General features: G+C 33.7%; 30 protein-coding genes and 2 tRNA genes. 13 read left to right on the plus strand and 19 right to left on the minus strand.

Annotated features, from left to right (window positions below; genetic code table 11):
• Positions 1–9: 9 nt before the first annotated feature.
• From NADRNF5_RS09705 to glmM, 3 genes are all read right to left on the minus strand, one after another.
• On the minus strand, positions 10–222 hold the full coding sequence (locus tag NADRNF5_RS09705) for a 30S ribosomal protein S28e (RefSeq protein WP_048118111.1): 213 nt from the start codon (positions 220–222) through the stop codon (positions 10–12).
• A complete protein-coding gene (gene rpl7ae, locus NADRNF5_RS09710) occupies positions 219–605 on the minus strand; it encodes a 50S ribosomal protein L7Ae (RefSeq protein WP_014964374.1) in 387 nt (128 codons plus the stop codon). The genes NADRNF5_RS09705 and rpl7ae overlap by 4 nt, the downstream gene beginning before the upstream one ends.
• Before the next feature lie 62 nt (positions 606–667).
• On the minus strand, positions 668–2,017 hold the full coding sequence (glmM, locus tag NADRNF5_RS09715) for a phosphoglucosamine mutase (protein ID WP_048118114.1): 1,350 nt from the start codon (positions 2,015–2,017) through the stop codon (positions 668–670).
• A 47-nt stretch (positions 2,018–2,064) separates the two neighbouring features.
• Here glmM and NADRNF5_RS09720 point away from each other — a divergent pair.
• The 7 genes from NADRNF5_RS09720 (at position 2,065) to rpiA (ending at position 5,888) form a co-directional block, all read left to right on the plus strand.
• Positions 2,065–2,152 (plus strand) — tRNA-Leu (locus NADRNF5_RS09720).
• Positions 2,153–2,203: 51 nt separating this feature from the next.
• Positions 2,204–3,046, plus strand: coding sequence for a formyltetrahydrofolate deformylase (locus NADRNF5_RS09725; RefSeq protein ID WP_048118123.1), 843 nt, complete (start codon positions 2,204–2,206; stop codon positions 3,044–3,046).
• A 5-nt stretch (positions 3,047–3,051) separates the two neighbouring features.
• Positions 3,052–3,774, plus strand: a complete 723-nt coding sequence (locus NADRNF5_RS09730) for a creatininase family protein (protein ID WP_048119551.1) — start codon at positions 3,052–3,054, stop codon at positions 3,772–3,774.
• A 58-nt stretch (positions 3,775–3,832) separates the two neighbouring features.
• Positions 3,833–4,069, plus strand: a complete 237-nt coding sequence (locus NADRNF5_RS09735) for an LSm family protein (RefSeq protein ID WP_048118126.1) — start codon at positions 3,833–3,835, stop codon at positions 4,067–4,069.
• A 10-nt stretch (positions 4,070–4,079) separates the two neighbouring features.
• Positions 4,080–4,247: a 50S ribosomal protein L37e gene (locus tag NADRNF5_RS10970; protein WP_014964369.1), complete on the plus strand. Its 168-nt coding sequence runs from the start codon at positions 4,080–4,082 to the stop codon at positions 4,245–4,247.
• Positions 4,248–5,213 carry a hypothetical protein gene (locus tag NADRNF5_RS09740; RefSeq protein WP_048118129.1) on the plus strand — a complete coding sequence of 322 codons (966 nt, stop codon included), beginning with the start codon at positions 4,248–4,250 and terminating at the stop codon, positions 5,211–5,213. It begins immediately after the preceding gene.
• Positions 5,214–5,888 (plus strand): ribose 5-phosphate isomerase A, encoded by a 675-nt coding sequence (gene rpiA, locus NADRNF5_RS09745; RefSeq protein WP_048118132.1) that lies wholly within the window; start codon positions 5,214–5,216, stop codon positions 5,886–5,888.
• A 6-nt stretch (positions 5,889–5,894) separates the two neighbouring features.
• Here rpiA and NADRNF5_RS09750 read toward each other — a convergent pair whose 3' ends face one another.
• The 3 genes from NADRNF5_RS09750 to NADRNF5_RS09760 all read right to left on the minus strand — a co-directional run bounded on the left by NADRNF5_RS09750 (position 5,895) and on the right by NADRNF5_RS09760 (position 8,942).
• Positions 5,895–6,563 (minus strand): protein-L-isoaspartate(D-aspartate) O-methyltransferase, encoded by a 669-nt coding sequence (locus tag NADRNF5_RS09750; protein ID WP_237089274.1) that lies wholly within the window; start codon positions 6,561–6,563, stop codon positions 5,895–5,897.
• A 57-nt stretch (positions 6,564–6,620) separates the two neighbouring features.
• On the minus strand, positions 6,621–7,385 hold the full coding sequence (locus tag NADRNF5_RS09755; protein ID WP_237089275.1) for a hypothetical protein: 765 nt from the start codon (positions 7,383–7,385) through the stop codon (positions 6,621–6,623).
• A gap of 165 nt (positions 7,386–7,550) precedes the next feature.
• Positions 7,551–8,942 carry a dihydroorotase gene (locus NADRNF5_RS09760; RefSeq protein WP_048118135.1) on the minus strand — a complete coding sequence of 464 codons (1,392 nt, stop codon included), beginning with the start codon at positions 8,940–8,942 and terminating at the stop codon, positions 7,551–7,553.
• Positions 8,943–9,017: 75 nt separating this feature from the next.
• On the opposite strand from NADRNF5_RS09760, the gene NADRNF5_RS09765 reads away from it, so the two are divergent.
• Positions 9,018–9,092, plus strand: a tRNA-Ala gene (locus NADRNF5_RS09765).
• Positions 9,093–9,254: 162 nt separating this feature from the next.
• Here the strand turns inward: NADRNF5_RS09765 and NADRNF5_RS10770 are convergent.
• Positions 9,255–9,869 (minus strand): hypothetical protein, encoded by a 615-nt coding sequence (locus NADRNF5_RS10770; protein ID WP_148313096.1) that lies wholly within the window; start codon positions 9,867–9,869, stop codon positions 9,255–9,257.
• A 98-nt stretch (positions 9,870–9,967) separates the two neighbouring features.
• On the opposite strand from NADRNF5_RS10770, the gene NADRNF5_RS09775 reads away from it, so the two are divergent.
• Positions 9,968–10,324, plus strand: a complete 357-nt coding sequence (locus tag NADRNF5_RS09775; protein WP_048118138.1) for a zinc ribbon domain-containing protein — start codon at positions 9,968–9,970, stop codon at positions 10,322–10,324.
• Between the two features lie 26 nt (positions 10,325–10,350).
• On the opposite strand, the gene NADRNF5_RS09780 is transcribed toward NADRNF5_RS09775, so the two are convergent.
• Complete coding sequence (locus NADRNF5_RS09780) at positions 10,351–10,884, minus strand: zinc ribbon domain-containing protein (protein WP_048118141.1); 534 nt, start codon at positions 10,882–10,884, stop codon at positions 10,351–10,353.
• Between the two features lie 65 nt (positions 10,885–10,949).
• Complete coding sequence (gene trxA, locus NADRNF5_RS09785) at positions 10,950–11,276, minus strand: thioredoxin (protein WP_048118145.1); 327 nt, start codon at positions 11,274–11,276, stop codon at positions 10,950–10,952.
• Between the two features lie 115 nt (positions 11,277–11,391).
• On the opposite strand from trxA, the gene NADRNF5_RS09790 reads away from it, so the two are divergent.
• Both NADRNF5_RS09790 and NADRNF5_RS09795 read left to right on the plus strand, forming a co-directional pair.
• Positions 11,392–12,129 carry a PRC-barrel domain-containing protein gene (locus tag NADRNF5_RS09790; protein WP_048118148.1) on the plus strand — a complete coding sequence of 246 codons (738 nt, stop codon included), beginning with the start codon at positions 11,392–11,394 and terminating at the stop codon, positions 12,127–12,129.
• Positions 12,130–12,168: 39 nt separating this feature from the next.
• Positions 12,169–12,930 carry a signal peptidase I gene (locus tag NADRNF5_RS09795; protein ID WP_048118151.1) on the plus strand — a complete coding sequence of 254 codons (762 nt, stop codon included), beginning with the start codon at positions 12,169–12,171 and terminating at the stop codon, positions 12,928–12,930.
• A gap of 208 nt (positions 12,931–13,138) precedes the next feature.
• On the opposite strand, the gene NADRNF5_RS09800 is transcribed toward NADRNF5_RS09795, so the two are convergent.
• From NADRNF5_RS09800 to NADRNF5_RS09825, 6 genes are all read right to left on the minus strand, one after another.
• Positions 13,139–14,653, minus strand: coding sequence for a 4-hydroxyphenylacetate 3-hydroxylase family protein (locus NADRNF5_RS09800; protein ID WP_269464926.1), 1,515 nt, complete (start codon positions 14,651–14,653; stop codon positions 13,139–13,141).
• Positions 14,654–14,737: 84 nt separating this feature from the next.
• Positions 14,738–16,834, minus strand: coding sequence for a 4-hydroxybutyrate--CoA ligase (locus NADRNF5_RS09805; protein ID WP_048118157.1), 2,097 nt, complete (start codon positions 16,832–16,834; stop codon positions 14,738–14,740).
• Between the two features lie 65 nt (positions 16,835–16,899).
• Positions 16,900–17,256, minus strand: coding sequence for a reverse transcriptase-like protein (locus tag NADRNF5_RS09810; protein ID WP_048118160.1), 357 nt, complete (start codon positions 17,254–17,256; stop codon positions 16,900–16,902).
• Positions 17,246–17,689 carry a hypothetical protein gene (locus tag NADRNF5_RS09815; protein WP_048118163.1) on the minus strand — a complete coding sequence of 148 codons (444 nt, stop codon included), beginning with the start codon at positions 17,687–17,689 and terminating at the stop codon, positions 17,246–17,248. The genes NADRNF5_RS09810 and NADRNF5_RS09815 overlap by 11 nt, the downstream gene beginning before the upstream one ends.
• A 30-nt stretch (positions 17,690–17,719) precedes the next feature.
• The gene (locus NADRNF5_RS09820; protein ID WP_048118166.1) at positions 17,720–18,004 is read right to left on the minus strand and encodes a DUF8036 family membrane protein; all 285 of its coding nucleotides are present in this window, start codon (positions 18,002–18,004) and stop codon (positions 17,720–17,722) included.
• A 25-nt stretch (positions 18,005–18,029) separates the two neighbouring features.
• Positions 18,030–18,332, minus strand: coding sequence for an ArsR/SmtB family transcription factor (locus NADRNF5_RS09825; RefSeq protein WP_048118168.1), 303 nt, complete (start codon positions 18,330–18,332; stop codon positions 18,030–18,032).
• A 102-nt stretch (positions 18,333–18,434) separates the two neighbouring features.
• Here NADRNF5_RS09825 and NADRNF5_RS09830 point away from each other — a divergent pair, with 102 nt between their 5' ends.
• The gene (locus NADRNF5_RS09830) at positions 18,435–19,313 is read left to right on the plus strand and encodes a radical SAM protein (protein ID WP_048119563.1); all 879 of its coding nucleotides are present in this window, start codon (positions 18,435–18,437) and stop codon (positions 19,311–19,313) included.
• Here NADRNF5_RS09830 and NADRNF5_RS09835 read toward each other — a convergent pair.
• On the minus strand, positions 19,310–19,762 hold the full coding sequence (locus tag NADRNF5_RS09835; RefSeq protein WP_048118171.1) for a hypothetical protein: 453 nt from the start codon (positions 19,760–19,762) through the stop codon (positions 19,310–19,312). The two genes, NADRNF5_RS09830 and NADRNF5_RS09835, sit on opposite strands and share 4 nt — an antisense overlap.
• A 38-nt stretch (positions 19,763–19,800) precedes the next feature.
• Positions 19,801–20,052, minus strand: a complete 252-nt coding sequence (locus tag NADRNF5_RS09840) for a hypothetical protein (protein ID WP_048118174.1) — start codon at positions 20,050–20,052, stop codon at positions 19,801–19,803.
• A 78-nt stretch (positions 20,053–20,130) separates the two neighbouring features.
• Between NADRNF5_RS09840 and NADRNF5_RS09845 the strand changes: the two genes are divergently transcribed.
• Positions 20,131–20,622 (plus strand): hypothetical protein, encoded by a 492-nt coding sequence (locus NADRNF5_RS09845; protein ID WP_052661937.1) that lies wholly within the window; start codon positions 20,131–20,133, stop codon positions 20,620–20,622.
• A 39-nt stretch (positions 20,623–20,661) separates the two neighbouring features.
• Here the strand turns inward: NADRNF5_RS09845 and NADRNF5_RS09850 are convergent, their stop codons facing one another.
• Entirely contained in the window at positions 20,662–21,114 is a 453-nt protein-coding gene (locus NADRNF5_RS09850; protein ID WP_048118177.1) for a GNAT family N-acetyltransferase, read from the minus strand.
• Between the two features lie 330 nt (positions 21,115–21,444).
• Positions 21,445–21,822, minus strand: coding sequence for a response regulator (locus NADRNF5_RS09855; protein WP_048118188.1), 378 nt, complete (start codon positions 21,820–21,822; stop codon positions 21,445–21,447).
• Between the last annotated feature and the right edge of the window lie 88 nt (positions 21,823–21,910).

A 21,910-nucleotide genomic window follows, 5' to 3' on the forward strand; every position in this document is an offset into this window, starting at 1 on the left:
TCATATCACCTATTTGATTTTCTTTGCTTCTCTCTCTGTTTCTCTTAGCATTAGAATTTCTCCTGCTCTAACAGAACCTTTGACGTTTCTTGTAAGTATTCGACCTTTATCTTTACCAGTAAGAACTTTCACTCTAACTTGAATAACTTCACCAGCAATGCCAGTTCTACCAACAATTTGAATAATTTCAGATTGAACTACTTCTTCAGCGTTTTGACTCATTCTTCAGTCTTACCGCCTTTAATTTTAGCAATTGATGATACAACTTGGTCTACGATGTGTTGTGCATCACCAGCATCCAAAATTGCTGCAGCGGCAGAAGTGATATCAATACCCAAAGACTTGCCTAATTCTTGTTTGCTTGGTACAAATGCATATGCTGCACCTTGTTCCTCACATAGAATTGGAAGATGTGCTACTACCTCAGGTGGTTCTACATCTTCAGCGATAACAATTAGTTTGCTAGTACCACGTTCGATTGCCTTTGTGGCTTCGTTAGTTCCTTTCTTTACTTTACCGCTAGTTGATGCTACTCTAACTGCCTCTAAGATTGGATTTACGAGGTCCTCTGGTGTTTCAAATTTAACATAATATGATTTTCCCATACTTCGTCACCCTTAGGGTTCATTCTCCATTCTCTCAAAACGTTGGAATGGTTTTAAAAGTGTTATCGGGAAATGATTGTCTTGACTTTTTCGAGATATTCCGTCATCAAAGAGTCTAGTTTCTCTTGACTTTCAGCTTCTGCATATACTCTAACTATTGGTTCTGTTCCACTAGGTCTAATCATTACCCAGTTTTTGGGATCATCTGAAATTTTGATTCCATCTGCGGTATCGGAGTTTGGGAACTCTCCTTTTAGAGAAGAGATCAATTCATCTACTTTTTCAGAAGGACACGATACCTTGTCCTTGGTAGTAAAGGAAGGGGGTAAAAGTGAAATCTCATCAGACAGTGATTTTCCAGAAGTTGCCAAAAGATCAAGCATTAATCCTAACGTCATACAGCCATCTCTTACTTGATTATGCTTGCCATACATGAATCCACCATTTTCTTCAAATCCAATTAGCGCATTAGTTGGAACCATCTTCCGGGACACTTCAACACTTCCAACTTTAGTTCGGAGAACTTTGGAATTAAACTTCTCAGAAATGTTTTCAATGTTAGAGCCTGAATTCAAACAAGTCACAACCAAAGAATTTGGATTCTTCTTTAGGATATGTTGGGTTAGTAAAAGTGCAGACTTGTCACCAGTTAAAATATTACCTTTATCATCACAAAAAATACTTCTATCCCCATCACCATCAAAAGCAATTCCAACATCTGCTTTTTTTTCAAGAACTGTCTGTGAAAGTGTAGAGAGGTTTTGCGGTGTTGGCTCTGAACCACGACCTGGAAAATTGCCATCAATGCTTTGATTTACCAAAAAGGTTTCACATTGTAACTTTTTACAAAAATCTGGTGCAGATACTGCCTGTGCACCATTTCCTAAATCTAAAACAACTCTAAACTTTTTTGATTCTATAAGGCTAGAATCAATATGAGATAAAATTCCATTCAAGTAGGTCTCAATTGTCCTCTCTTCAGTTCCTGTAGTACCCCATTTGGATGGATTCGTAATCCAATTTTTTTTAAAGTAAATGTCTTCAATGATTAATTCATCATCTCGGGAAATCTCTACACCATCTTTTGCAGCAGGCTTGATTCCATTGTATTGGGATGGGTTGTGCGATGCAGTGATCATAATACCACCAGAATACCCTAAACTCTTTACACCAAATTCGAGACACGGTGTTGGAACAATTCCTGCAACATTGCAGTCAATACCAATTGAGTTAAGAGCTGAGCTTACAACCTTGCAAATGATCGGACTTGATTCTCTTCCATCATATCCAATTAAAATAGGTCCTCTCTCAAAATAAGTTCCAATAGCCAAAGTCATATCATGTACAAATTCTAAAGTAAAATCTTCTGAGAAAACACCACGTATTCCATTAGTTCCAAAAAATTTTGCCATGAAAGTATTCAATAATAGATAAATTTGTGTTTAATGGCAAAATCGTTGCGGGAGTCGCCCAGCCTGGTCAAAGGCGTAGGGCTTAGGACCCTATCTCTTAGGAGTTCGTGGGTTCAAATCCCACCTCCCGCACCATTTTATTTCTGTGAATGATTAATAATGAGAAAATATTCATGAAACAAAGTCATGAAAAAGACAGTAGTTGGAATTACAGTTGTTGGTAAAGACAGAGAGGGAATTGTTGCTGCATTTACTAATTTTGCATTTTCAAAAGGCGGTAACATTGAGAAAGTAAATCAGAATGTAATCAAAGGTCTTTTTGGAATGTATTTGGAAGTATCATTCTCAAAATCATTGGATGTAAAGAAATTTGATTCAGAGATTCAAAGTTTGGGTAAAAAAGAAAAGATGGATGTAAGCACACATCATGAAACTAATTCTCAAAAAAATATTGCAGTATTTGTAACAAAAGAACCATTATGCCTTGAAACTATTCTTAAAAATGCAAAGTCTCTAAAAGGAAAAATATCAGTCATAGTTGGTACTGAAAAAACATTAGAACCACTAGCAAAAAAAGCAAATATTCCATTTGTATCAGTAGAAGAAAAAAATCAAGATAAAGCAGAAGAGAAAATTATTCAAATTTGTAAAAAATACAACATTGATTTGATAGCACTTGCAAGATACATGAGAATTCTTAGCCCCAACTTTGTTTGGAGATATCCAAATAGAATCATCAATATCCATCCTTCATTGCTACCGGCATTTCCAGGTGCATTAGCATATGCACAAGCTTTTGAGAGAGGCACAAAAATTGTTGGTGTAACTTCACATTACGTTACGGAAAACTTGGATCAAGGACCAATTATATTCCAAGATTCTTTCAAGGTTAATCCTAATGATACTCTTGAAAAAATAAAGGCAAAGGGACAAAAACTAGAGGCAGATACTCTACTAAAAGCAACAAAGATGCATCTAGAAAACAAACTAGAAGTTCGTTGGAGAAAGGTTCACATTAAATCTAAGTGAATCAGATGGTAGAAATCAAATCTCAGTTTGATCCAAATCTTAGAAGATCAATTTTAAAGAAAAAACAGATTGCAATAATTCCAGTAGGTTCAATTGAACAACATGGTCCACACTTACCCATATCAACTGATACAGATATTGTAACGGAGGTTGCAAAAAGAATTTCTGAGAAAAATAGGTTTCTTCTACTTCCAACCATTACATACGGAGTATCATTTGAGCACGCACCATTTTTCAATCTAAGTATTAAAGAATCAACTCTCCGTACAGTTCTTTCTGATTTGTGTATGTCATTACTATCAAATGGCGTTAAAACAGTTTTCATAATTAATGGGCATCATGGTAATCTAAAGCCAATAAAAAACATAGATGTCAAACTAAAGAAACTCTCAAAAAACAAGCTAAAGGTTTTCTCGTTATCTTATTGGCATTTTATGAAAAGAGAGTTTGATCATGCAGGATTTGTTGAAACATCACTAATGCTTGCAATCTCAAAAAATATCAAAATGGGTTCAGCCAAAAAAGGGCTAATTACAGACAAAATGACAAAAAAGGAAATTCAAGAACTTGGAAAATTAGCAAATAAATCATTTCCAAAAGCTACCAAAAACGGAATTTGGGGAGATCCAACTAAAGCAACAAAGAAAGATGGACAAGCAATTTTAGCTGAAATCATCAATAATCTATCAAAAAGGTGTCAAACTTGCCTTACTGGGCATAGCTCATAGTTTCACCAATGGAAATTTAATATAACGCCTCAATATCCAAGTCAATAAGTGATTATAGATGTCCGTTGATATGGCAGTAAAAGTATTGGATGAGAGTATCAATCAAGTCGTATTGATAAAGCTCAAAGGAAACAAAACCATTAGAGGCATGCTTCTTGGTTTTGACCAACACATGAACCTGCTACTCGATTCTTCAGAGGAAATTCCTGCTGAAGGCGATTCTAAAAGCCTTGGAAGCATTGTAGTTAGAGGAGACAATGTCGTTATGATATCTCCTCCACCAGCACAGCATTAGGTGATTTGAGATGACTAAAGGCACAACTTCTATGGGTGGTTTTACAAAGAAAAAAGTTCACATCAGATGTAGACGATGTGGTAAAAACTCACTCCATAAGCGTCACCACGAATGTGCAAGTTGTGGATTCCCAGAGGCTAAACGCAGAAAGTATTCCTGGATTAAATGGTATACATAGATGCAAGAAATTGTTTTAATTCTTAGTTCATTAGCAGGTGTTGCAACTGCTGCTGCAGTACGAAAAATGCCTAGAGACAAAAATCAATTACTCAGTTTAGGTGCTAGCTCTCACATTAAAAGTCAAATTAATTCTCTAAAAATAGAAAAAGATATTCTAACCAAAACAATTTCAAGATTATATCAAGCAGATACAGAGTTTTCTAAAATTCAAAAAGACAAACTATTACTCAAATATCAACATCAATTGGGAATTGTTTTAGCAAAGTTAGAAAAACTAGATCAGGCAAGCAAGCATCCTGACTTGGGACCAGTAGGAGATGGTTTGATTACTTTGATGGATCAGAAACTATCAAAATTAGATGATAGATTGTATGAGCTATCATCAAAGATTGTAACTTCTAAAGCTGAGACAGAAAGTAAAGAGAAAGAAGTAAAGAAAGAATCAAAACAAGATATTTCAAAGTCTTTCAAAAATACATTCAACTTTGATATTCCAAAGAAGATAGAGTCAAAACCAATTGAAATTCCTTCTACAAAATCAAGACAATCATTTGAATTAACTACGCTAACAAACATTTCAAAAAGTGAACCAAAATTTCCACTCTTTGAAAAAGAAGAAAAACAAGTTGTCAAACCAATGCCAGAACCAAGAGTAATTCAAACTGAACTAATCAAACCTAAGGAAGAGATTGTTGAAGAAATAATTCAACCAAAACCAAAAGTTGAAGACAAAATAGAGATTATTCAATCAGTAACACCAAAACAAGAAACAAGTATTGAAACTAAACCAGACATAAACAAAGAAGTAGCAAAAATTACAGAACACAAAGCATTACCAGGACCAGAAAAACCAAAGACTACAACAATAGATGATGACTTTGATGATGATACTGATGATTTAGATAAAATCAAAGGAAACATCATGAGAGTTTTATCAAAGCTCGATCAAGCTGAGGTAGAGTAATTGTCCTTCGATAATGCCATCGTGGCATTGTCAAATGATGCATTAAAGTTAGTTAAAGACAATTATGTCATTGGATTAGGCAGTGGAAGGGCAGCTACTACACTGGTAAAATCACTTGGAAAATTAATCAAATTAAAAAATTATAGCATCATAGGAATTCCAACATCATTGCAAATCAAATTGATTGCAGAAAAAGTTGGTATTCCATTAGCAGAGGCTGATCAGGTTAATCATATTGATATCGTATTTGATGGGGCAGATCAAATTGATTCTCAAAAATATGTTATCAAAGGAGGAGGAGGTGCATTATTACGAGAAAATATTTTGTTTAGTCTTGCAAAAAAAGTTGTAGTAATGGCAGACAAGTCAAAGTTTGTAAAAAATTTCACCAGAACTGTTCCAGTAGAAATTCATCCACTTGCAAGAAATTCAGTACTCAGATCTATTGAGAAATTAGGAGGAAAGGCAGAATTACGCTCACTAGATAGAGGATACCCATTCTTTACAGAAAATGGCAACATAATCTTAGATTGTGATTTTGGAACAATTAAGAATCCTAAAGTTCTGACTCAAAAAATCAAACAAACTACAGGAGTTTTAGAGTCAGGTATTTTTCTAAGAAAACCAGATGTCATTTACAGAGCTAAAACAAATGGCAAATTCGATATTATATAAAAAATATCATCTATTTTTCCCAAATTTTCCACGTAATGGAACAAATACATAATGTGATTCGTTTTTAATTTCAATAATTCCTTTGAATGTTTTTTGTAGTAAAACTAATGATTGTGTTGAATTACCAACGGGTGCAATAATGAGTCCACCTTCTTTTAGTTGATCAATTATTGGTAAAGGAATTGCAGTACATGCTGCAGTGATTATAATTCTATCATAAGGTGATCCTTTTTCATATCCAACACTACCATCACCAAGAATTACATGAACATTATCTATGTCGAATTTTTTTAGATTTTCTTCTGCAAATTTTACGAGTTGTGTATGTCTTTCAACAGAATAAACAGTTCCTCCACCGACCAAGTAAGAAAGGATTGCACTTTGCCATCCAGAACCAGTACCAATCTCGAGGATTTTTTGTCCTTTCTTAACATCTAGCCATTCTGTCATTCTTGAAACTACACCTGGTTGAGAAATAGTTTGGTTTTTCATAATTTGGAGAGGTTCATTGTTATACGCATAGTCTAATTCAGATACTGGGACAAATTCATGTCTAGGAATATTTCTAAAAGCATCTTCAATTTTTTTATCATTTAGAAATCGTGAATTTTTTAAATAATCAATTAAATCATTTAATGCTGTTTGGTATTTTTTTTCTATTGGTATTTTTCTCAATTAATTTAATGGGTATTTTTTCCAATTAAAACACTCTGCAAATTATCCTAAATGATTTTAATGATCAGTGTTTGTTTCAGAATGTCTTATAGAATTCATAAATTCAGGATGTTCTAACAATAATTCTATCATTTGTCGACGTAAATCTTCATCATCCATTATTGAATCAAGTATAGGATTCATCATTTGTTCAGACATCTTTGACATGTGTGAGGGATTTTGGATCATTAATTGGTGAATCTCATAACTTATTCCAGAATTAACCCACAACTCATGCATAACATCCATAATTCTATCTGAATTTGAAAATCCGGTAGAAGGAGAACTAGAATCCATCTTGTAACTAGGACACCATGAACATGAAGAACTATGCATTCCAGATTTCATCATTGGGTGATGTACTGAATCCATCCATGCCGAATGCATTTTTAGAGAGTTTTCCATGTGAGAGTGTTTTTTCATTGCTTGAATCATTTTTTCACGTAATTGAGGATCACTTGCCATAGGACCCAAGATATTTTTCATAAATTCAGGATTCACCTTCATTTGAGATATCCAATCATTCATAGTATTCATCATAATAATGGGGTTTTTCTGCATCATCTCATGCCAATGATGCATTAGTTTTTCATTTGATACCATATTTTGCATTAGTTGATTCATCATCTCAGGACGTTTACTCATAATTGATGAATCATAGTTGCCAAATCCTCTATCAATCAGTATTAGATATGTGGAAGGCATCACACAAGTAGGAGTACCATCATTTTTTTGCAATAACAAATGACCAGATTTACAGGTAATAGTATCTGGATCTGCCATATTCTTCCATTGATGATGCGGAGACATATTTTGTGCAAAAGAATTTTCAAAAGATACAATAGAAATGCTAAAAACAATCAAAATTAAAAAAGCTAAATAAAAATTCAACAGAATAAATTTAATTTTTATTCATAAAAAGTCATCGCATAAAATTAGCGGTAAAATTTAATTTATTTTTCTTTCAACTAGTTTGCCGTGTCCAAGTTTACCAATGACTTCAAAGTTATCAGCAATAATTTCTCCACGCACAAGTGTTTTTACGGGCCATCCTTTTAGAATTCTTCCCTCATATACAATATAATCAGAGAACCCTCCAAACAAATCAGATGTAACTTTTTTTTCTTTTTTCAAATCAATCATAGTAATATCTGCATCAGAATTCTTTTCAAGAGTTCCTTTTTGTGGATACATTCCAAAGATTTGAGCAGCATTTTGACTAGTAAACTTCACAAATTGCTCTAGAGTAATTCTATTTTGATTTACTCCATCATTGAGCAGGATTGGAAGTACAGTTCCAATTCCCGGAAAACCTGCTAGGGCCCCCCAAACATCATCTCCACCAAGTTTGAGTTTTAATTGATTAGCAACATGATCTGTACCAATTGTGTTTATCAAATTGTTTGATAAAGCACTCCAAACAGCTTTGGAGTCTTTTTCTGTTCTGATTGGAGGCATTACTTTAGCTAAATACCCTTGTTGTTTCTCATAAGATAGTGTAAGATAGTGAGGGCAAGTTTCAACAAAAATTTTAGTGCCAAGTTTTCTTTCTTCTTCAATCTGTGCAAGAGCCCTCTCAGAACCAATATGCACAAAATATATCACACAATTGTAATCTCGTCCAAATTTAGAAACTGTCTTGATTGCTTTTGCCTCAAATTCAGGAGAGCGACTTTCAGACCAGGCATGCAATCCATCTTGGTTTTTCTCTTTTGCAGTTTTAATTCCACAACCACATGACTCATAGTCTTCAGCATGAACTAGTACTGGACAACCAAGTGATGCTGCAGTCTTTACTGTCTGTTCAACTATTTCATCAGTTACATCAACTTGGGCTGCAACAAGATCAAATGAATCAGGCGGCATATCCATGTAAACATGGCCAATTTCACCGCCTAGATTCATGTAAATCTTAAAAGATGTGATTCCTTTATCAACACAAAAATTCATTTCATTGATTTGAGTTTTAGTAAAAATTGAAGCGTGTATTGCATAATCAACATAATGATACTTTGATGCCGCATCAAGTTGGGCTTGTAATGATTTTGTAAATGGATCTCCCAATCGCAGCATTCTCATCATTGTTGTAATTCCTCCAATTGCAGCTGCATGTGATTCGGTTTTTGCCGCTTCATTAATTGGAGAATATACCCCATAGTGAACATGAGTATCAATTGGACCTGGGACAGAGATCAAACCATTTCCATTAATTTTATTGTCACATGCAGGAGTATCATGTGTTAATCCAACTATTTTCCCCTCATCAATAATTATATTTTTGTCAACCATCCCTTGAGGAAGAATAACGTGTGAATCAATTATCACAGTATCATACGTCATATCAAAACATTATGCTTGCAGTCTATTATGCGTTGAGAAAATGAATAAAAGCGCAACTCTAAGAGATAGTTCATTGGGCCGGTGATTTAGGGGTATAATGCCTCGTTCGCAACGAGGATGTCGAGGGTTCGATTCTCTCCCGGTCCACCATAACTTTTGAAATTAATGTAACATTAGTTTAATTTTTAATTTATTTACCATTCATCTAGGTCATCATCAGTATCTTCAGAAATATTTTTTCTTGAAGGCCTAATTGGAATATAGATTCTCACAAATATCTCACAGAATTATTACACTTAGTATGGTGTTTGGTTAATCTGAAAACTGTGTATGTGTTGAAATAATTGGTCTAGAATAGATACGACAAAAGAGGAAAATACCTAAAATTTCAACTTGTTCTACAAGTAAAATGAAATACAAGTGCTCTAACCACCCACCAGAAAACTCATTCATTATAGCATATGTAATTGAAAATGCATAATCAAATGTAGAGTATATTCGGTTCTCAGAATCATAGACAATCTGAATATTTTTTAGATTGTTTGGATTAATTTGATTCAAATCATTGTTTGAAACTATAGCATCATAAAACATTGCCTTGTCCTCAGAAAAAATAGATTCGCCTCTCTCCATGAAAAATATAGAACTACCAAAATAAAGCAAGGATAGAGCAGAGATTCCTATTACAAATTTTCCAGTCTTTCCAAAAATAGTCTTTTTCATTTGCTTTTCTAAGATACTTCCAATTTTTCCCAGTCTTTCTTTTCTGGCTAAAATCAAAATTACAATACCTAATCCAGTAATTAGACCGAAATTGCCTAGCCAGTGATCAGAGACATATTCCACGAAAATTAATCTCAGAGGCAAAAATACCCCTACAAGGAATCCGATCACAATTAGCTTTTCTAGAACGTCATTTTTTCCCATGCCCCTTAACCCAAACATAATAGCTCCCCATTTAGTTAAAACATTTCGAATGAATGCTATCCAGAAACTATTATACATAAATAAAAAATATAATCTTCATGGAAGTTTTTGACGGAAAAAAGGCTGCACAAGATTACATGTCAAAACATACTTTAGCATTCTCTACACCTGAATTAACTCTAATGAGATTTGCATTTTGGCTAGGTGATTCAGTGCCAGATCCAAAAAATGAGGGAGAGGGAATTCCAAGAATGATGACTTATTTGACAGAGCAGGACTTTCAACCAGTCTTAATTGATGATGATAAATATGAACCATCAGGAGCTGTAAGAAGTTCAGCAGTTGTAGGAAATGCATACAATGAAGTACAGTCAGATGGAAAGTTTTGTTCAGAATGCGGATCTAGTTTATCTGCCACAGCAAAGTTTTGTCCTGAATGCGGTACAACACAATAAAATAATTAAAAATTTTTCAAAAAATTTTATGCTTTAGCGCCACATTTTGTACAAAATTTTGCATTGGCCCTTAATGCAGCACCACATGAAGAGCATCCACCGTCACTAGTTTGTGGAGCGGTTTGTCTTGGCATCAAAGATGGATCAGGTGATGGTAAAGTTCCAACATCTCCAAATGCTTCTTGTGCAGAAACAATTCCTGGTGGACCTCCGCCAACTGGATTTTGTGCAGTTCCTGCTCTAGGTGGTGCACCCATACCTCCAGCCATCATTCCAGGATTGGCCATTCCAGGCATCAAACCTGGAGACTGAGTATTTCCAGAACCAGAACCCATTGATTTTTTCATTTCAAATATTACTTTGATTGCAAGAAATTCTAATGCGGAATATGCCACAGTATAATCACCTAATTTTTGGAAGAATTCTTTGTCACTGATTTGACCCTTTTTGTACATGTTGTTAGTATCTAGAAAAGATTCATAGTAGCCTTGAGATTCATCAAACAAACTCTGTAGTTTATCAAATAACATGTTGAGTGTATCTACTTCGCCAAATGACATATTCTCACTAAAGTTTTGGAATATTAATTACTTTAGGATCAAAAAAGAGGAAAACGTGTTTGAGTTTACGCAAGTGCTCTATCAATCATATTTTTGTATGATTCTTTTGAAGCTGCACCTACTTGTTGGCTAACTATTTCTCCTTTGTTAAGGAGGATTAAGGTTGGAATACTAAAGACATTGTATTTAGATGCCAATTCATTGGCTTCATCAACATTAACCTTGACAAATTTTACTTTGCCATCATAGTCATTAGCCAATTCTTCAACTACTGGACCTACCATTCTACATGGACCACACCATTCGGCCCAAAAGTCTACAAATACAGGAACGTCAGAATTTATCACATCGACTTCCCATGACTTTGCATCTGAAATTTGAGTAATTCCCATTCTAATATTATTGAGTTAAACGTACCTAAAAATGTTCACCAGAATTAACACCATATTTTTTGTTGTACAATAAAATTTCATATATACTTAAATGACGTTTTGACAAAACCCAGACATGAGTTCAGAGCTTAGATTAAAGAAATTACGGGGTTCTGGAGGCTATGTTATGGCTACAGTTTCAGATGAACAACAGATGAAAGGCAACCTAGGCGGTCCAGATCTATTTTTAGCACCAATTGGAAGACTAGAAGCTGAAAGAATTACTAAACATTTTTGCAATACTTGTGAAAAAGAATTTGAGGGCTCTCCAAAGATAGAGTTTGAAAATCCCAATGAAGAAGTTGCAGAAAATTTAATCTTATATGAAAAAGGTCAATACATTTGCAATTCATGTAATGCATCAATTGCAGAATATAGAGAATTTAGAAAACAAGATGAAGCTGGGGATGTAGGAGTTGCAAAGCCATTAGAGCCTTCAGTTGAAAGTACACCACAACAAGTTGTAGAACCTACAGTAGAACCTACAATACAAACTCCACAAGAAACAGTTACACAACCAGGTCCAGCAACATCAGTTAGCTCCATTGAAGGAAGAGGAGTGTATGATGAAAATGCAAATAAGATTGGAACTGCAAAACAAGTTGGAATTGATTCTACACAATCAATGGTTTTAGTTATTACTAAAAATGACGGTTCTGAAGGCAGTATTCCATGGAGTAATATCAAAAAAGTTGGAGAAGTAATTCTTTTAGGAAATCCAGAAGAGATAGCTCAACCCGGAAAATGCTCAAATTGTGGATTTGGAAATAAGGAAGGTTCCAAGTTCTGTGAAGAGTGTGGAACTAAGATTTAGTTAGAAAATTTAATCAATGACACTAAGGCGATAATGTAATTGGCAAAAAAATCCATCTCCAAAGGTGTTATCAAAGATATTGTCATTGTAGGCGTTGGAGTTTTAGTAATTTGGATAGGATTGCAGGTTGCTTTTGGAACCCAAAATCCATTTTATGTAGTTGCAAGTGGAAGCATGATTCCAGTTTTAGAAGTTTATGATGTACTAGTTGTACAGGGACATGAACCTTTTGAGGATATTGAAGTTGGTGATATTATTGTGTTTAATCGGCCATCTGATCATAATAGAGTGATTGTGCATAGAGTAGCGTCAATTATTGATGATGATCCAAAAACAATTAGAACAAAAGGGGATGCAAATCCAGCATCAATTCCAGGAACTGATTTTCCAATTACTGAAAAAGAGTACATTGGCAAAGTAGCGTATACAGTTCCCCAGGTTGGTTATGTAACACAGCTACTAAAACCACCAATCAACTATGTAATCATTGCAGTTGTGATAGGAATAATGGTTGTAAAACAGATGGCAAAGAAGAAAAATGAAAAAGAACTTCCACTTTCAGATCCACTAAATTCAGAAAACTCTGAAACTATTGATGAATTATCTGATATTAATAAAATAGAGAAAGACACTGAATATTCTGAGCATACAGAAAAATCTAAAGAACTTGATGAGTTAGGTGATGTTGATGATTCTGAATATTTAGAAAAAATGGAAGAAATGAAAAAAGAGATGCAAGACATAGATGAATCCATTGAAAAATCAGTTGATGACGATAAAACTGATGAGGAAAAGAAATAGACAAAATTTGATAAAAATCAGGCAAACAGGTTCACATATGCTCTTTAGATTCAAGCAATAGATCGTCCTGTTTGCTTGGTAGTATTATTATGAGAAATTTACTAAAAAAGGATACTCAGAAATTGTAAGTTTCAAGAGTAGGATCATTTATGAATTAGTAAAAATTACAAGTTGAGCATCAATTTGTTAAATTGAATTTGAAATTATTCTAAAGAACTGATTCTTTAGTTTTGAAAACTCGCTTAAAGTATTCTGATGGCTCACGTGGTTCTTCAACATCATTTGTAATTCCAGCCAAATGTTTTGCAAGATTCTTTTTGTATCCTACTTGCATTTGTCTTTGAATTTGAATTCTTTGTGCTTGTGGAGAACCTGCGCCATGCATTGACTCTGTTAGATAGCCAACTGCGTTTCTACCAAGAGTCATATTTTCAATTAATCTTAATATTCTCATCCTATTTTCAATATCAACACCTTTTCTTCCTGCCAGATATTTTTTCAACAGTGGCCCTGCTTCTGGATGTCTAAAGTCCTTTTCAGATGGAAGAGTTACTACTAATCCGCCTGCAATGTCTTGTGCAAGTCTACTAATTTCATATGGGAAGCGTGTCACATTATGTTTGCAAACTTGAGCAAGCATATCATCATTTAGATAAACACCAGATTTCATCTTATGTCCTTGATGAGAGGATGCAAGTCCTGCAGCAAAGATTGTTTCATTTAGGTGAGTCATCTCAATTATTTTGTCTTTGATGTGTGATACCTTTGGAACTCCATTGTAATCAGCAATAGTTGCTGCTGCACCAATTAGTACATCTCCAAGTCCAGTTTTACAGACATAACTTCGTCTATGATAACAAGTAAAACGCTCTATGAGCATTGATGCAAATTCATATTCTCCATTCATGAAAACTTTTTCCCATGGAATAAACACTCTATCTAAAATTATTAATGCCTCTTGCCCACCATATTTTGCATTACCATCATCAATATCACCTTCTTCCATACTACGAGTGTCACATGACTGTCTACCGTAGATGTAAGTGACACCTTTGGCATCAGCTGGAATTGCTCCAACAATTGCCCAGTCTTTATCATTTTCTGTTAGTCTAACTGTTGGCATTAAGATAATCCAATGTGAGTTGATACAACCAGTTTGATGCGCTTTTGCACCAGAAACATAGATTCCTTTCTCATCTTTATCGACAATTCTTGTAAATAGATCTGGATCATCTTGCTCTGCAGGTCCCTTACTTCTATCACCTTTAGGATCTGTCATGGCACCACCAATGACAAGATTTTCTTTTTGAACCATCTTTACAAATTCTAAAAATCTTTTATGATAATCTGTTCCATGTTTCTCATCAATCTCAAATGTAGTAGAGTGTAAAGAATTCAATGCATCCATTCCAACACATCTCTGGAAACATGTACCAGTATTTTGTCCTAGTTTTCTTTGCATTTTATTTTGTAAAACTAAATCCTGAGCACTTTCTGCAATGTGTAAAAATCTATTTACCTTCAATCCAGTAAGAGATGAATTTGCAGAAGCTAGTTCTTCCTCTCTAACTGCTAGATCATAAGTTTCTGCAACTGCGTTAATTGATGGTCTAATCATTGGATGGTCTACTGGTTCTTTTACAAGTTCTCCAAAGAGGTAGATTTTGAGATCCCTTCCTCTGAGACTTTCAATATAATCATCGCCTGTTCTAATTGTCTTCAAGACATTAGCCATCTAACATTATAGGTTTTGATGCTGTATAAATATTCTAAAAGTACATGAATGAATTTTAGGAATGAATTGCGATCAGAGCCCTATTCGTACATCAAGTATACGACAGCCTTTACCCTTTTCCATGACAAGTACTGGATTCATGTCTAATTCTTTGATTTCTTTAAAGTCAGAAACTAGTTGTGATAATCTCTGAATACATTCAGAAAGTTTTACAATATCAGATGGTTTCTCACCCCTTACACCCTGAAGAAGTTTTTGAGTCTTAATTGAGGCTATCATATCATCAGCTTCAAGGTTAGTAACTGGTGCAAGTTTGAATGTAACATCTTTTAGAACTTCCACATAGATTCCTCCCATTCCAAGCATGATTACTGGTCCAAAACCAGGTTCAAGTTTTGAGCCGATGATTAGTTCCTTGCCACCTTTTACCATCTCTACAATCAAAACTCCCTTAATCTCTGCTTTCTTGTTGTATTTTTTAGCATTTTTGATAATTGTTTTGAATGCATCTTTAATCTCTGCATCATTTGTAAGATTCACTTTAACACCACCTGCATCAGATTTATGAATAATCTGAGGTGATGCAATTTTCATTACAACAGGATAGCCGATTTTCTTTGCAATCTTTACTGCTTCTGCTTCATTTTTAGCAAGTGCACTTTGAGGTAATGGTAACCCATATGCTTTGAGAACTTCTTGCCCTTCTTCTTCTAAAAGATTTGGTCTCTTTTCCTTTTTGACTTTATCAAAAATCTTTTTTGCTTTTGCCTTGTTTACTTTGAATTTGGTAATGTTTCCATCTGGAGATTTGATCCAGTTTGAAAATCTAATCATTGCCGAAAGTGTTCGGATGGCACCTTCTGCATATGTATAGTATGGAACATTTCCATCTGCTAAAATTTCCCTGTTTGTAATTCCTTCATCGAGTCCCATTAGACTTGCAAGCATTGTTTTTTTGTATTTTTTTGACATTTCAACAATTACTTCGGCAAGTTTGTCATAGTTGAGAGTTCCAGACGGAGTACACATAGAAATTACAGACCCAACTTTTGGATGTTTTAGTACTCTATCTAGAACATTATGGAATCTATTAAAATCAGCATCACCTACAATATCAACTGGATTTCTAGAACTCCCCCAAGGTGGAATAACTTCATCAATTTTTTTTCTGACACTAGTAATGTCAGCCATTTTAATTTTCATTTTTGAACATGCATCAGTGGAAATTATTGCAGGGCCGCCAGCATTTGATACAATAACTAGATCACCGCCTGTTGGTAACGGTTGTTTTGAAAATGCAGTTGCATAATCGAAGAGCTCTTCCATAGTATCTACTCTAATTGCACCTGATTGTTTTAGTAATGCATCATAGATTTCATCTGAACCCATCAAAGCACCTGTATGAGACATTGCAGCCTTTGCACCCTCTGGACTACGTCCAGATTTGAGCACAAGAACTGGTTTTTTGAGTTTTTTAGTAATATTTTTACAAACTTTAAGAAATTCCTGACCATCACCCATATCTTCAAGATACATTACGATTACCTCGGTTTGTTTGTGATTTGCTAGAATTTTTAGAACATCAACTTCACTCATTACTGCCTTATTTCCAAGACTTACAACTGCTGAGAAGCCAATTCCTTGTGCACTAGCATCTTCAACTAGCGCAGCACATATTGCACCGCTTTGAGATACAAGTGCAATTTTTCCAGACTTTGGTGTAACTTTAAGAAATGTAGAATTCATCATTGTTTTTGGATCAAGATTCATCACACCAAGACAGTTTGGTCCAATAACATGGATATTGTATTTCTTGGCAATATCTTTTATTTCTTGTTCTCGTTTTGCACCTTCTTCATCAACTTCTTTGAAACCTGCAGTGATGATTATTACTCCTTTGATTTTCTTTTTACCACATTCTTCTAAGACAGGTGCAACTAGAGTATTTTTGATTACTACAACAGCAAGATCAATTGGTTTTGGAACATCTAAAACGCTCTTGTATGCTTTTTTGTAAAAAACTGTGTCGCGTGTTGGACTAATTGGATAAACTGAACCCTTGAAACCATTCATAATATTAGACGTAATTGTAGCACCAACGCTTCCTCTTTTATCAGAGGCCCCTATCACAGCAATTGATTTGGGGGATAAAATTACAGAATCTGCCATGATTAATTGAATCTAAGGATTTTGTATAATAAAGTTATTCATAGAAATTTCTGATCTCTAAGTTTTTAGCTTCCCAACATCTTTCCTGCCAGATTCTCTTTTCGTGGAATCCAAATGATTGAAAGATTTGAAAATTTGCCTATTACATTCCAAGCTTCACGTGCGAGATCTCGAAGTTGTTCATTATTTATTGCAAATTCATGATTGAGTTGATTTACGGTATTTTTAGAATCACTGTAAATTGTAATTTCATCATCGGAATTAACAAATTTGTTCAACGCAGAAATTATTGCCATGTATTCAGCCTGATTGTTTGTAATGTCTGGTTTTTTTTCATAAAATGATTCTCCAGTTTCTTTTACGAAAAATCCAAAACCACCATTTGGGCCTCCAGAGCCATCTACGTAAACACTAATTCCCATCTTTGTACAACCTCGTAATCTTCACACTAAGATTAACTACTACCATGTAAATTATTGTTGATATTCCTTGTGATGCAATTGATGCAATATATGGATCATAGTTTATGGTCAAAAAATAATACTGGAAAACCCATCTAACAACTGTATATACAATTTCTGCTATTCCTAATGATGTAACTAATTTTTTTAGATCTGCCTTTAGTTTTGCATTATCAGTTCCTCCAGATACTAAACGATATTTTTTCCTATTATCAAAATAAAACAATCCACTAAAAACTGAAAAATAAATCACATAATCAGCAATTGTGGTATAAGTTGTATTTAGATAATCTGTTTGGTCAGATAAAATTTGTGCAATTAATGCAGAAATAATTATGGAGGCTGCAAATGCAATTAGAATATTTTTGTTAAGTTTCAGATATTCTTGTAACACATTTTTTGATTCTGTTTGTTACAATTAAACTCAATCTAAAGTAATCTTAAGGAAAATTAATAATCCTGCTAGCTCTGCAATCCCCACTCCCAACATGTATGGGAATATCTCATGAGAGAAAATTTCTTCCATTGAGAAATATGCAAGAGAGCCAATTACATTATGCAAAAATAACATACCTGCAACAACAATCATTCCCAATGGAAGCTGTGCACGTGTCTTAGTATACATGTTACCAAATATCGCAATTAAAATTCCTAATATTCCCATATTTGCAATTGAGACAATAGATAAGATCAGAGAAGTAGTTTCCATTTAGTCAAAAACACCTTTTGAGCTTTTATTTACTTTTGTCCAATTTTGCTTCAATTTCTTCAAATGTCTCCATATTTACTTCAAGAAAGTTAGAGATAAAGTATGCAACACCATATTTTTCCCCAACTTTTGTAACCATGTTATTCTTTTCAAGAACCCTAATGTGATGCTGAATAGCTTTGTAATCTAAATTCATCTCTTTAGCTAGTTGATTAGTATTGAATGGTTTTTCCTTTAATTTTGAAATAATTTTTAATCGATTTAATCCGCCTCGAGATCCTGCAAAAACAAACCAAAGTAGTCTTTTTGCATCAGGATCATTTGCCATAAGTTATGAAATTCTTCTGAATTACCACTAAAAGGTATTTTGGGATTAAAAGAAAATGGAAACTATAAAAACAGAAAAAAACAAATTTCTTTGAAAAGTAAGATGTTAAATTATGATGCACCTTTATACAGACCACCATCAGAAGCTAGATCGTTAATTTTTCAGGTAACACTAGGTTGTTCATTTAATGAATGTTCATTTTGTGATATGTATAGATCAAAAGAATATTCAGAAAGGCCATGGGAAGATGTCAAAGCTGAAATTGACATGATGGCAAATTATCTTCCAGATACTAGAAGAGTTTTTCTTGCAGATGGTGATGCGCTAAATCTTGATTCTGAGTATATGATAAAAATTGTAAAATACATTAAAGAAAAATTTGCAAATCTTGAAAGGATTTCATGCTATGCAATGCCAATGAACATTCTAAAAAAATCATCTGAAGAATTAAAGAAAATGAATGAGGCGGGATTAGACATGTTTTATTTGGGAATAGAGAGTGGTTCAGATATTGTTTTAAAAAAAGTTACAAAAGGAGCAATTGGAAAAACAATCATCAAGTCTGTTAACAAAGCAAAAGAAGCAGGTTACATCATGTCATGCATGGTGATTTTGGGACTTGGAGGAAAAAAATATTCTAAAGAGCACATCAAAGGAACTGCCGAAGTCATAAGCGCATGTTCTCCAAATTATGTAGGTGCGCTAACACTCTATTTAGAAAATGGAATCAAACAAGAATTTCTTGACAAGTATAATGGAGAGTTTGTCAGAATTAATGATGATGAATCATTAGATGAACTTCATGATTTGATAAGTCAGATTGATACAAAAGAAGAGATTGTTTTTAGAGCAAATCATGGTTCAAATGCATATACAATCAAGGGTACTTTTCCTCAAGATAAACAAGAGATGTTAGAAAAAATAGAATGGATGAAGCAGCATCCAGAAATTATGCGTCCACAAGGTCTACGTGGATTCTAAATCATATTTTCTTGATTAAGATATACAACTTTGAAAATCTTTACTGAATAATCCCCTTCAAATATTTTGGTGGTGTGGTTTTTGTCAGAATTAAGTATTCTAAATTTGTATTCATAAACACCATCTTCTCCAATATCGGTTTGAGCAAAGTGAACAGCATCATTATTTTTGAAGATTTGAATTATAACAGGATATCCTTCAACATGATTTGCAACTTTTCCTTCAACAAATCCCCATGGCAATGTATTTCCTGAAGGAGCATGGAAGAAAACAGTTGATTTTTCAAGTCCAATCATTGAATTAATTGGAGTAATCTCTGTTAATGGTTCATGAGTGTGATTATTGATCAAAATATTTCCGTGATGTGGATGAGCAAAAGCTGAATCAACAGAAAAAGACAAAAGAATTGTCATAGTCAAAATGCTTGAAAATAAAATGAACTTTTTCATGATAAATCTATAATTAGAGTGATTTAAGAATTTATAGATTAAAGATTTTCAATTATAGATTGTAAGTTTTCTGGAAGTTCAGGAAGCTCAGTATGACTTTCATTATTTTGAATATTTTCTGGACCAATTCGTCTTACTTTTTGAGTTCCAATTAGAGTATCAATATTTCTTTGAATGTCTTTTTCAGGTAAGATATTTTTTAATTTTTCAAGTACTATTTCCTCATTTTCAAATTTTTTAATTGCATATTGAACAAGGATAGTTTTCTCTTCAAAAGTGAAATCAGTCATGTATTTTCTATATCTTTTGTGGCTAAGAATCTTTGGTTGTTAGATAGTTAAAATATGATGAATTGTAAATTATCCTACTTGGTAAGCAAATTACAGTTAATTTCAAATGTTCTTACAACAAGAAGGTATGCTACAATTGCTATAATTAGTGGTCTTGGATTGGGAATAATCTATTATTTTTTGACAATGTCAATGCTAGTATCTCATTTGGAGACCACAATGGAATTGATGCCATCGTATATCATTACGACAGTTGTATTAACAATTATAATTTCAGCTTTGGCTGGGATCAATTTTGCACTAATGGCTTTTAAGATGAAAAGAATGAAGATGATGAATTCCGTCAAGGGTAACTCATCAGCTGTCTTAGGGGGTGCATTTGCAGCGTTTACTCCAGGATGTCCTGCATGTACTGCTCCATTAGCTGTAATTTTAGGAGCGGTTGGAGGATTATCATTATTTCCAATGCAGGGATTAGAATTAAAATTTATTTCAGTAGGGGTTTTGATTTTTTCTATTTTTTGGATTACAAGAGGCCTTCAGAGTAAAAGTTGTTGTAAGATAGGATGAACGAATCCAATATTTCACCATATTAAAGACTAGATTATTCTAATTCAAAGAAATTGTAAAAGATAGACCAGATTGATCAAATCCTAATTTTTTATAAAACTGATGTGATTCTTTTCGTCGATTTCCAGATTCAAGCCTAATTCTATGACACTTTTTCTCTCTCCCAATAGATATGCAGTAATTGATTAGTTTTTTACCTACTCCCTTATGCTGAAATTTTTCACGTACAATTAATTCGGGAATGTATAACTCTAAAGAATTTTGATTAAGTCTTGTCATAAAAATAATACTTACCATCGCAATTATTTCAGTTTCATTATATTGCACAAGAATGATTTTTTTATCATTATCTGTGATGTATTTTTTTACTAGTTTTCTAAAAGAATCTACGTCTAAGTCTGTTTCTGGTTTTGGACGACCAAGTTCATATAGCAATCCAAGAATAATAGGAATGTCGTTATTTGTGGCCTCTCGTAAATCAATATTTTCCATGTAGATCTTATTTCATTATACTTTAAGAACTGCCTGATACTAATAGAATCATGGAAGACGTTGGGCAAATAGTTATGATTGCCTTAATAATAGGAGCTGTTGGGATTTTTGTTGGTTCTAGAATTTGGATGCTTTTTAGAAAATAGTTTGACGTGTTAGCATCAGGTAAAAATTCTGAACAAAGTTAAATATTATTTTGACGTATATATCATAACGAGAAACCGTCATTCTGCGTAGTAGAATGGCAGGTTTGGAAAACAATTCATGTTATAGAAATCGTTCCTAGATTCTATGTTTTCCAAGAATTTCTCGTTGTTTTAATTTAAAAAATTATGGCTTTATTTTAGCTTCAGTGTACTGTTGTGCAAGAGCAATTAATTCATCTACACCTAATGGTTTTGAAATTATTTTGATTAATCCTTCTTTTACAGCCTCTTGATTTTTTGGATCAAGTTGTGAATAACCAGTTACCATAACAACTTTAGCATTTTTATCAATTTGTTTAATTTGTTTGAATGCCTCATATCCATCAAGTACTGGCATATCACCATCCATAATCACTAAAGATGGATTTGCATTTTTGAATTTTTCAACCGCTTCTTCCCCATTAACTGCTGTTTGAAGTTCAAATCCATGTAATTCTAGAATTTCTTTATAAATAGAAATTAGGTCTTCATCATCTTCAACTAGCAGAATGACACTATTCATGATACATCATATACTCATACTTTACTATTAAATACTATGTTTGTTATAATTGGCACATACCAAAATATCTTTGAAAAAAAATCAAGCC

The sequence above is a fragment of the Nitrosopumilus adriaticus genome (genome assembly GCF_000956175.1).
GTDB classification, from domain to species: Archaea; Thermoproteota; Nitrososphaeria; order Nitrososphaerales; family Nitrosopumilaceae; genus Nitrosopumilus; species Nitrosopumilus adriaticus.

What these genes read in the sequence shown, in the direction of transcription:
- NADRNF5_RS09705 (WP_048118111.1), bottom strand. Translation starts at nt 222, where the DNA reads ATGAGTCAAAACGCTGAAGAAGTAGTTCAATCTGAAATTATTCAAATT.
- rpl7ae (WP_014964374.1), bottom strand. Translation starts at nt 605, where the DNA reads ATGGGAAAATCATATTATGTTAAATTTGAAACACCAGAGGACCTCGTA.
- glmM (WP_048118114.1), bottom strand. Translation starts at nt 2,017, where the DNA reads ATGGCAAAATTTTTTGGAACTAATGGAATACGTGGTGTTTTCTCAGAA.
- NADRNF5_RS09725 (WP_048118123.1), top strand. Translation starts at nt 2,204, where the DNA reads ATGAAAAAGACAGTAGTTGGAATTACAGTTGTTGGTAAAGACAGAGAG.
- NADRNF5_RS09730 (WP_048119551.1), top strand. Translation starts at nt 3,052, where the DNA reads ATGGTAGAAATCAAATCTCAGTTTGATCCAAATCTTAGAAGATCAATT.
- NADRNF5_RS09735 (WP_048118126.1), top strand. Translation starts at nt 3,833, where the DNA reads ATGTCCGTTGATATGGCAGTAAAAGTATTGGATGAGAGTATCAATCAA.
- NADRNF5_RS10970 (WP_014964369.1), top strand. Translation starts at nt 4,080, where the DNA reads ATGACTAAAGGCACAACTTCTATGGGTGGTTTTACAAAGAAAAAAGTT.
- NADRNF5_RS09740 (WP_048118129.1), top strand. Translation starts at nt 4,248, where the DNA reads ATGCAAGAAATTGTTTTAATTCTTAGTTCATTAGCAGGTGTTGCAACT.
- NADRNF5_RS09755 (WP_237089275.1), bottom strand. Translation starts at nt 7,385, where the DNA reads ATGGCAGATCCAGATACTATTACCTGTAAATCTGGTCATTTGTTATTG.
- NADRNF5_RS09760 (WP_048118135.1), bottom strand. Translation starts at nt 8,942, where the DNA reads ATGACGTATGATACTGTGATAATTGATTCACACGTTATTCTTCCTCAA.
- NADRNF5_RS10770 (WP_148313096.1), bottom strand. Translation starts at nt 9,869, where the DNA reads ATGGGAAAAAATGACGTTCTAGAAAAGCTAATTGTGATCGGATTCCTT.
- NADRNF5_RS09775 (WP_048118138.1), top strand. Translation starts at nt 9,968, where the DNA reads ATGGAAGTTTTTGACGGAAAAAAGGCTGCACAAGATTACATGTCAAAA.
- NADRNF5_RS09780 (WP_048118141.1), bottom strand. Translation starts at nt 10,884, where the DNA reads ATGTCATTTGGCGAAGTAGATACACTCAACATGTTATTTGATAAACTA.
- trxA (WP_048118145.1), bottom strand. Translation starts at nt 11,276, where the DNA reads ATGGGAATTACTCAAATTTCAGATGCAAAGTCATGGGAAGTCGATGTG.
- NADRNF5_RS09790 (WP_048118148.1), top strand. Translation starts at nt 11,392, where the DNA reads ATGAGTTCAGAGCTTAGATTAAAGAAATTACGGGGTTCTGGAGGCTAT.
- NADRNF5_RS09805 (WP_048118157.1), bottom strand. Translation starts at nt 16,834, where the DNA reads ATGGCAGATTCTGTAATTTTATCCCCCAAATCAATTGCTGTGATAGGG.
- NADRNF5_RS09810 (WP_048118160.1), bottom strand. Translation starts at nt 17,256, where the DNA reads ATGGGAATTAGTGTTTACGTAGATGGCTCTGGAGGCCCAAATGGTGGT.
- NADRNF5_RS09820 (WP_048118166.1), bottom strand. Translation starts at nt 18,004, where the DNA reads ATGGAAACTACTTCTCTGATCTTATCTATTGTCTCAATTGCAAATATG.
- NADRNF5_RS09825 (WP_048118168.1), bottom strand. Translation starts at nt 18,332, where the DNA reads ATGGCAAATGATCCTGATGCAAAAAGACTACTTTGGTTTGTTTTTGCA.
- NADRNF5_RS09830 (WP_048119563.1), top strand. Translation starts at nt 18,435, where the DNA reads ATGTTAAATTATGATGCACCTTTATACAGACCACCATCAGAAGCTAGA.
- NADRNF5_RS09835 (WP_048118171.1), bottom strand. Translation starts at nt 19,762, where the DNA reads ATGAAAAAGTTCATTTTATTTTCAAGCATTTTGACTATGACAATTCTT.
- NADRNF5_RS09840 (WP_048118174.1), bottom strand. Translation starts at nt 20,052, where the DNA reads ATGACTGATTTCACTTTTGAAGAGAAAACTATCCTTGTTCAATATGCA.
- NADRNF5_RS09850 (WP_048118177.1), bottom strand. Translation starts at nt 21,114, where the DNA reads ATGGAAAATATTGATTTACGAGAGGCCACAAATAACGACATTCCTATT.
- NADRNF5_RS09855 (WP_048118188.1), bottom strand. Translation starts at nt 21,822, where the DNA reads ATGAATAGTGTCATTCTGCTAGTTGAAGATGATGAAGACCTAATTTCT.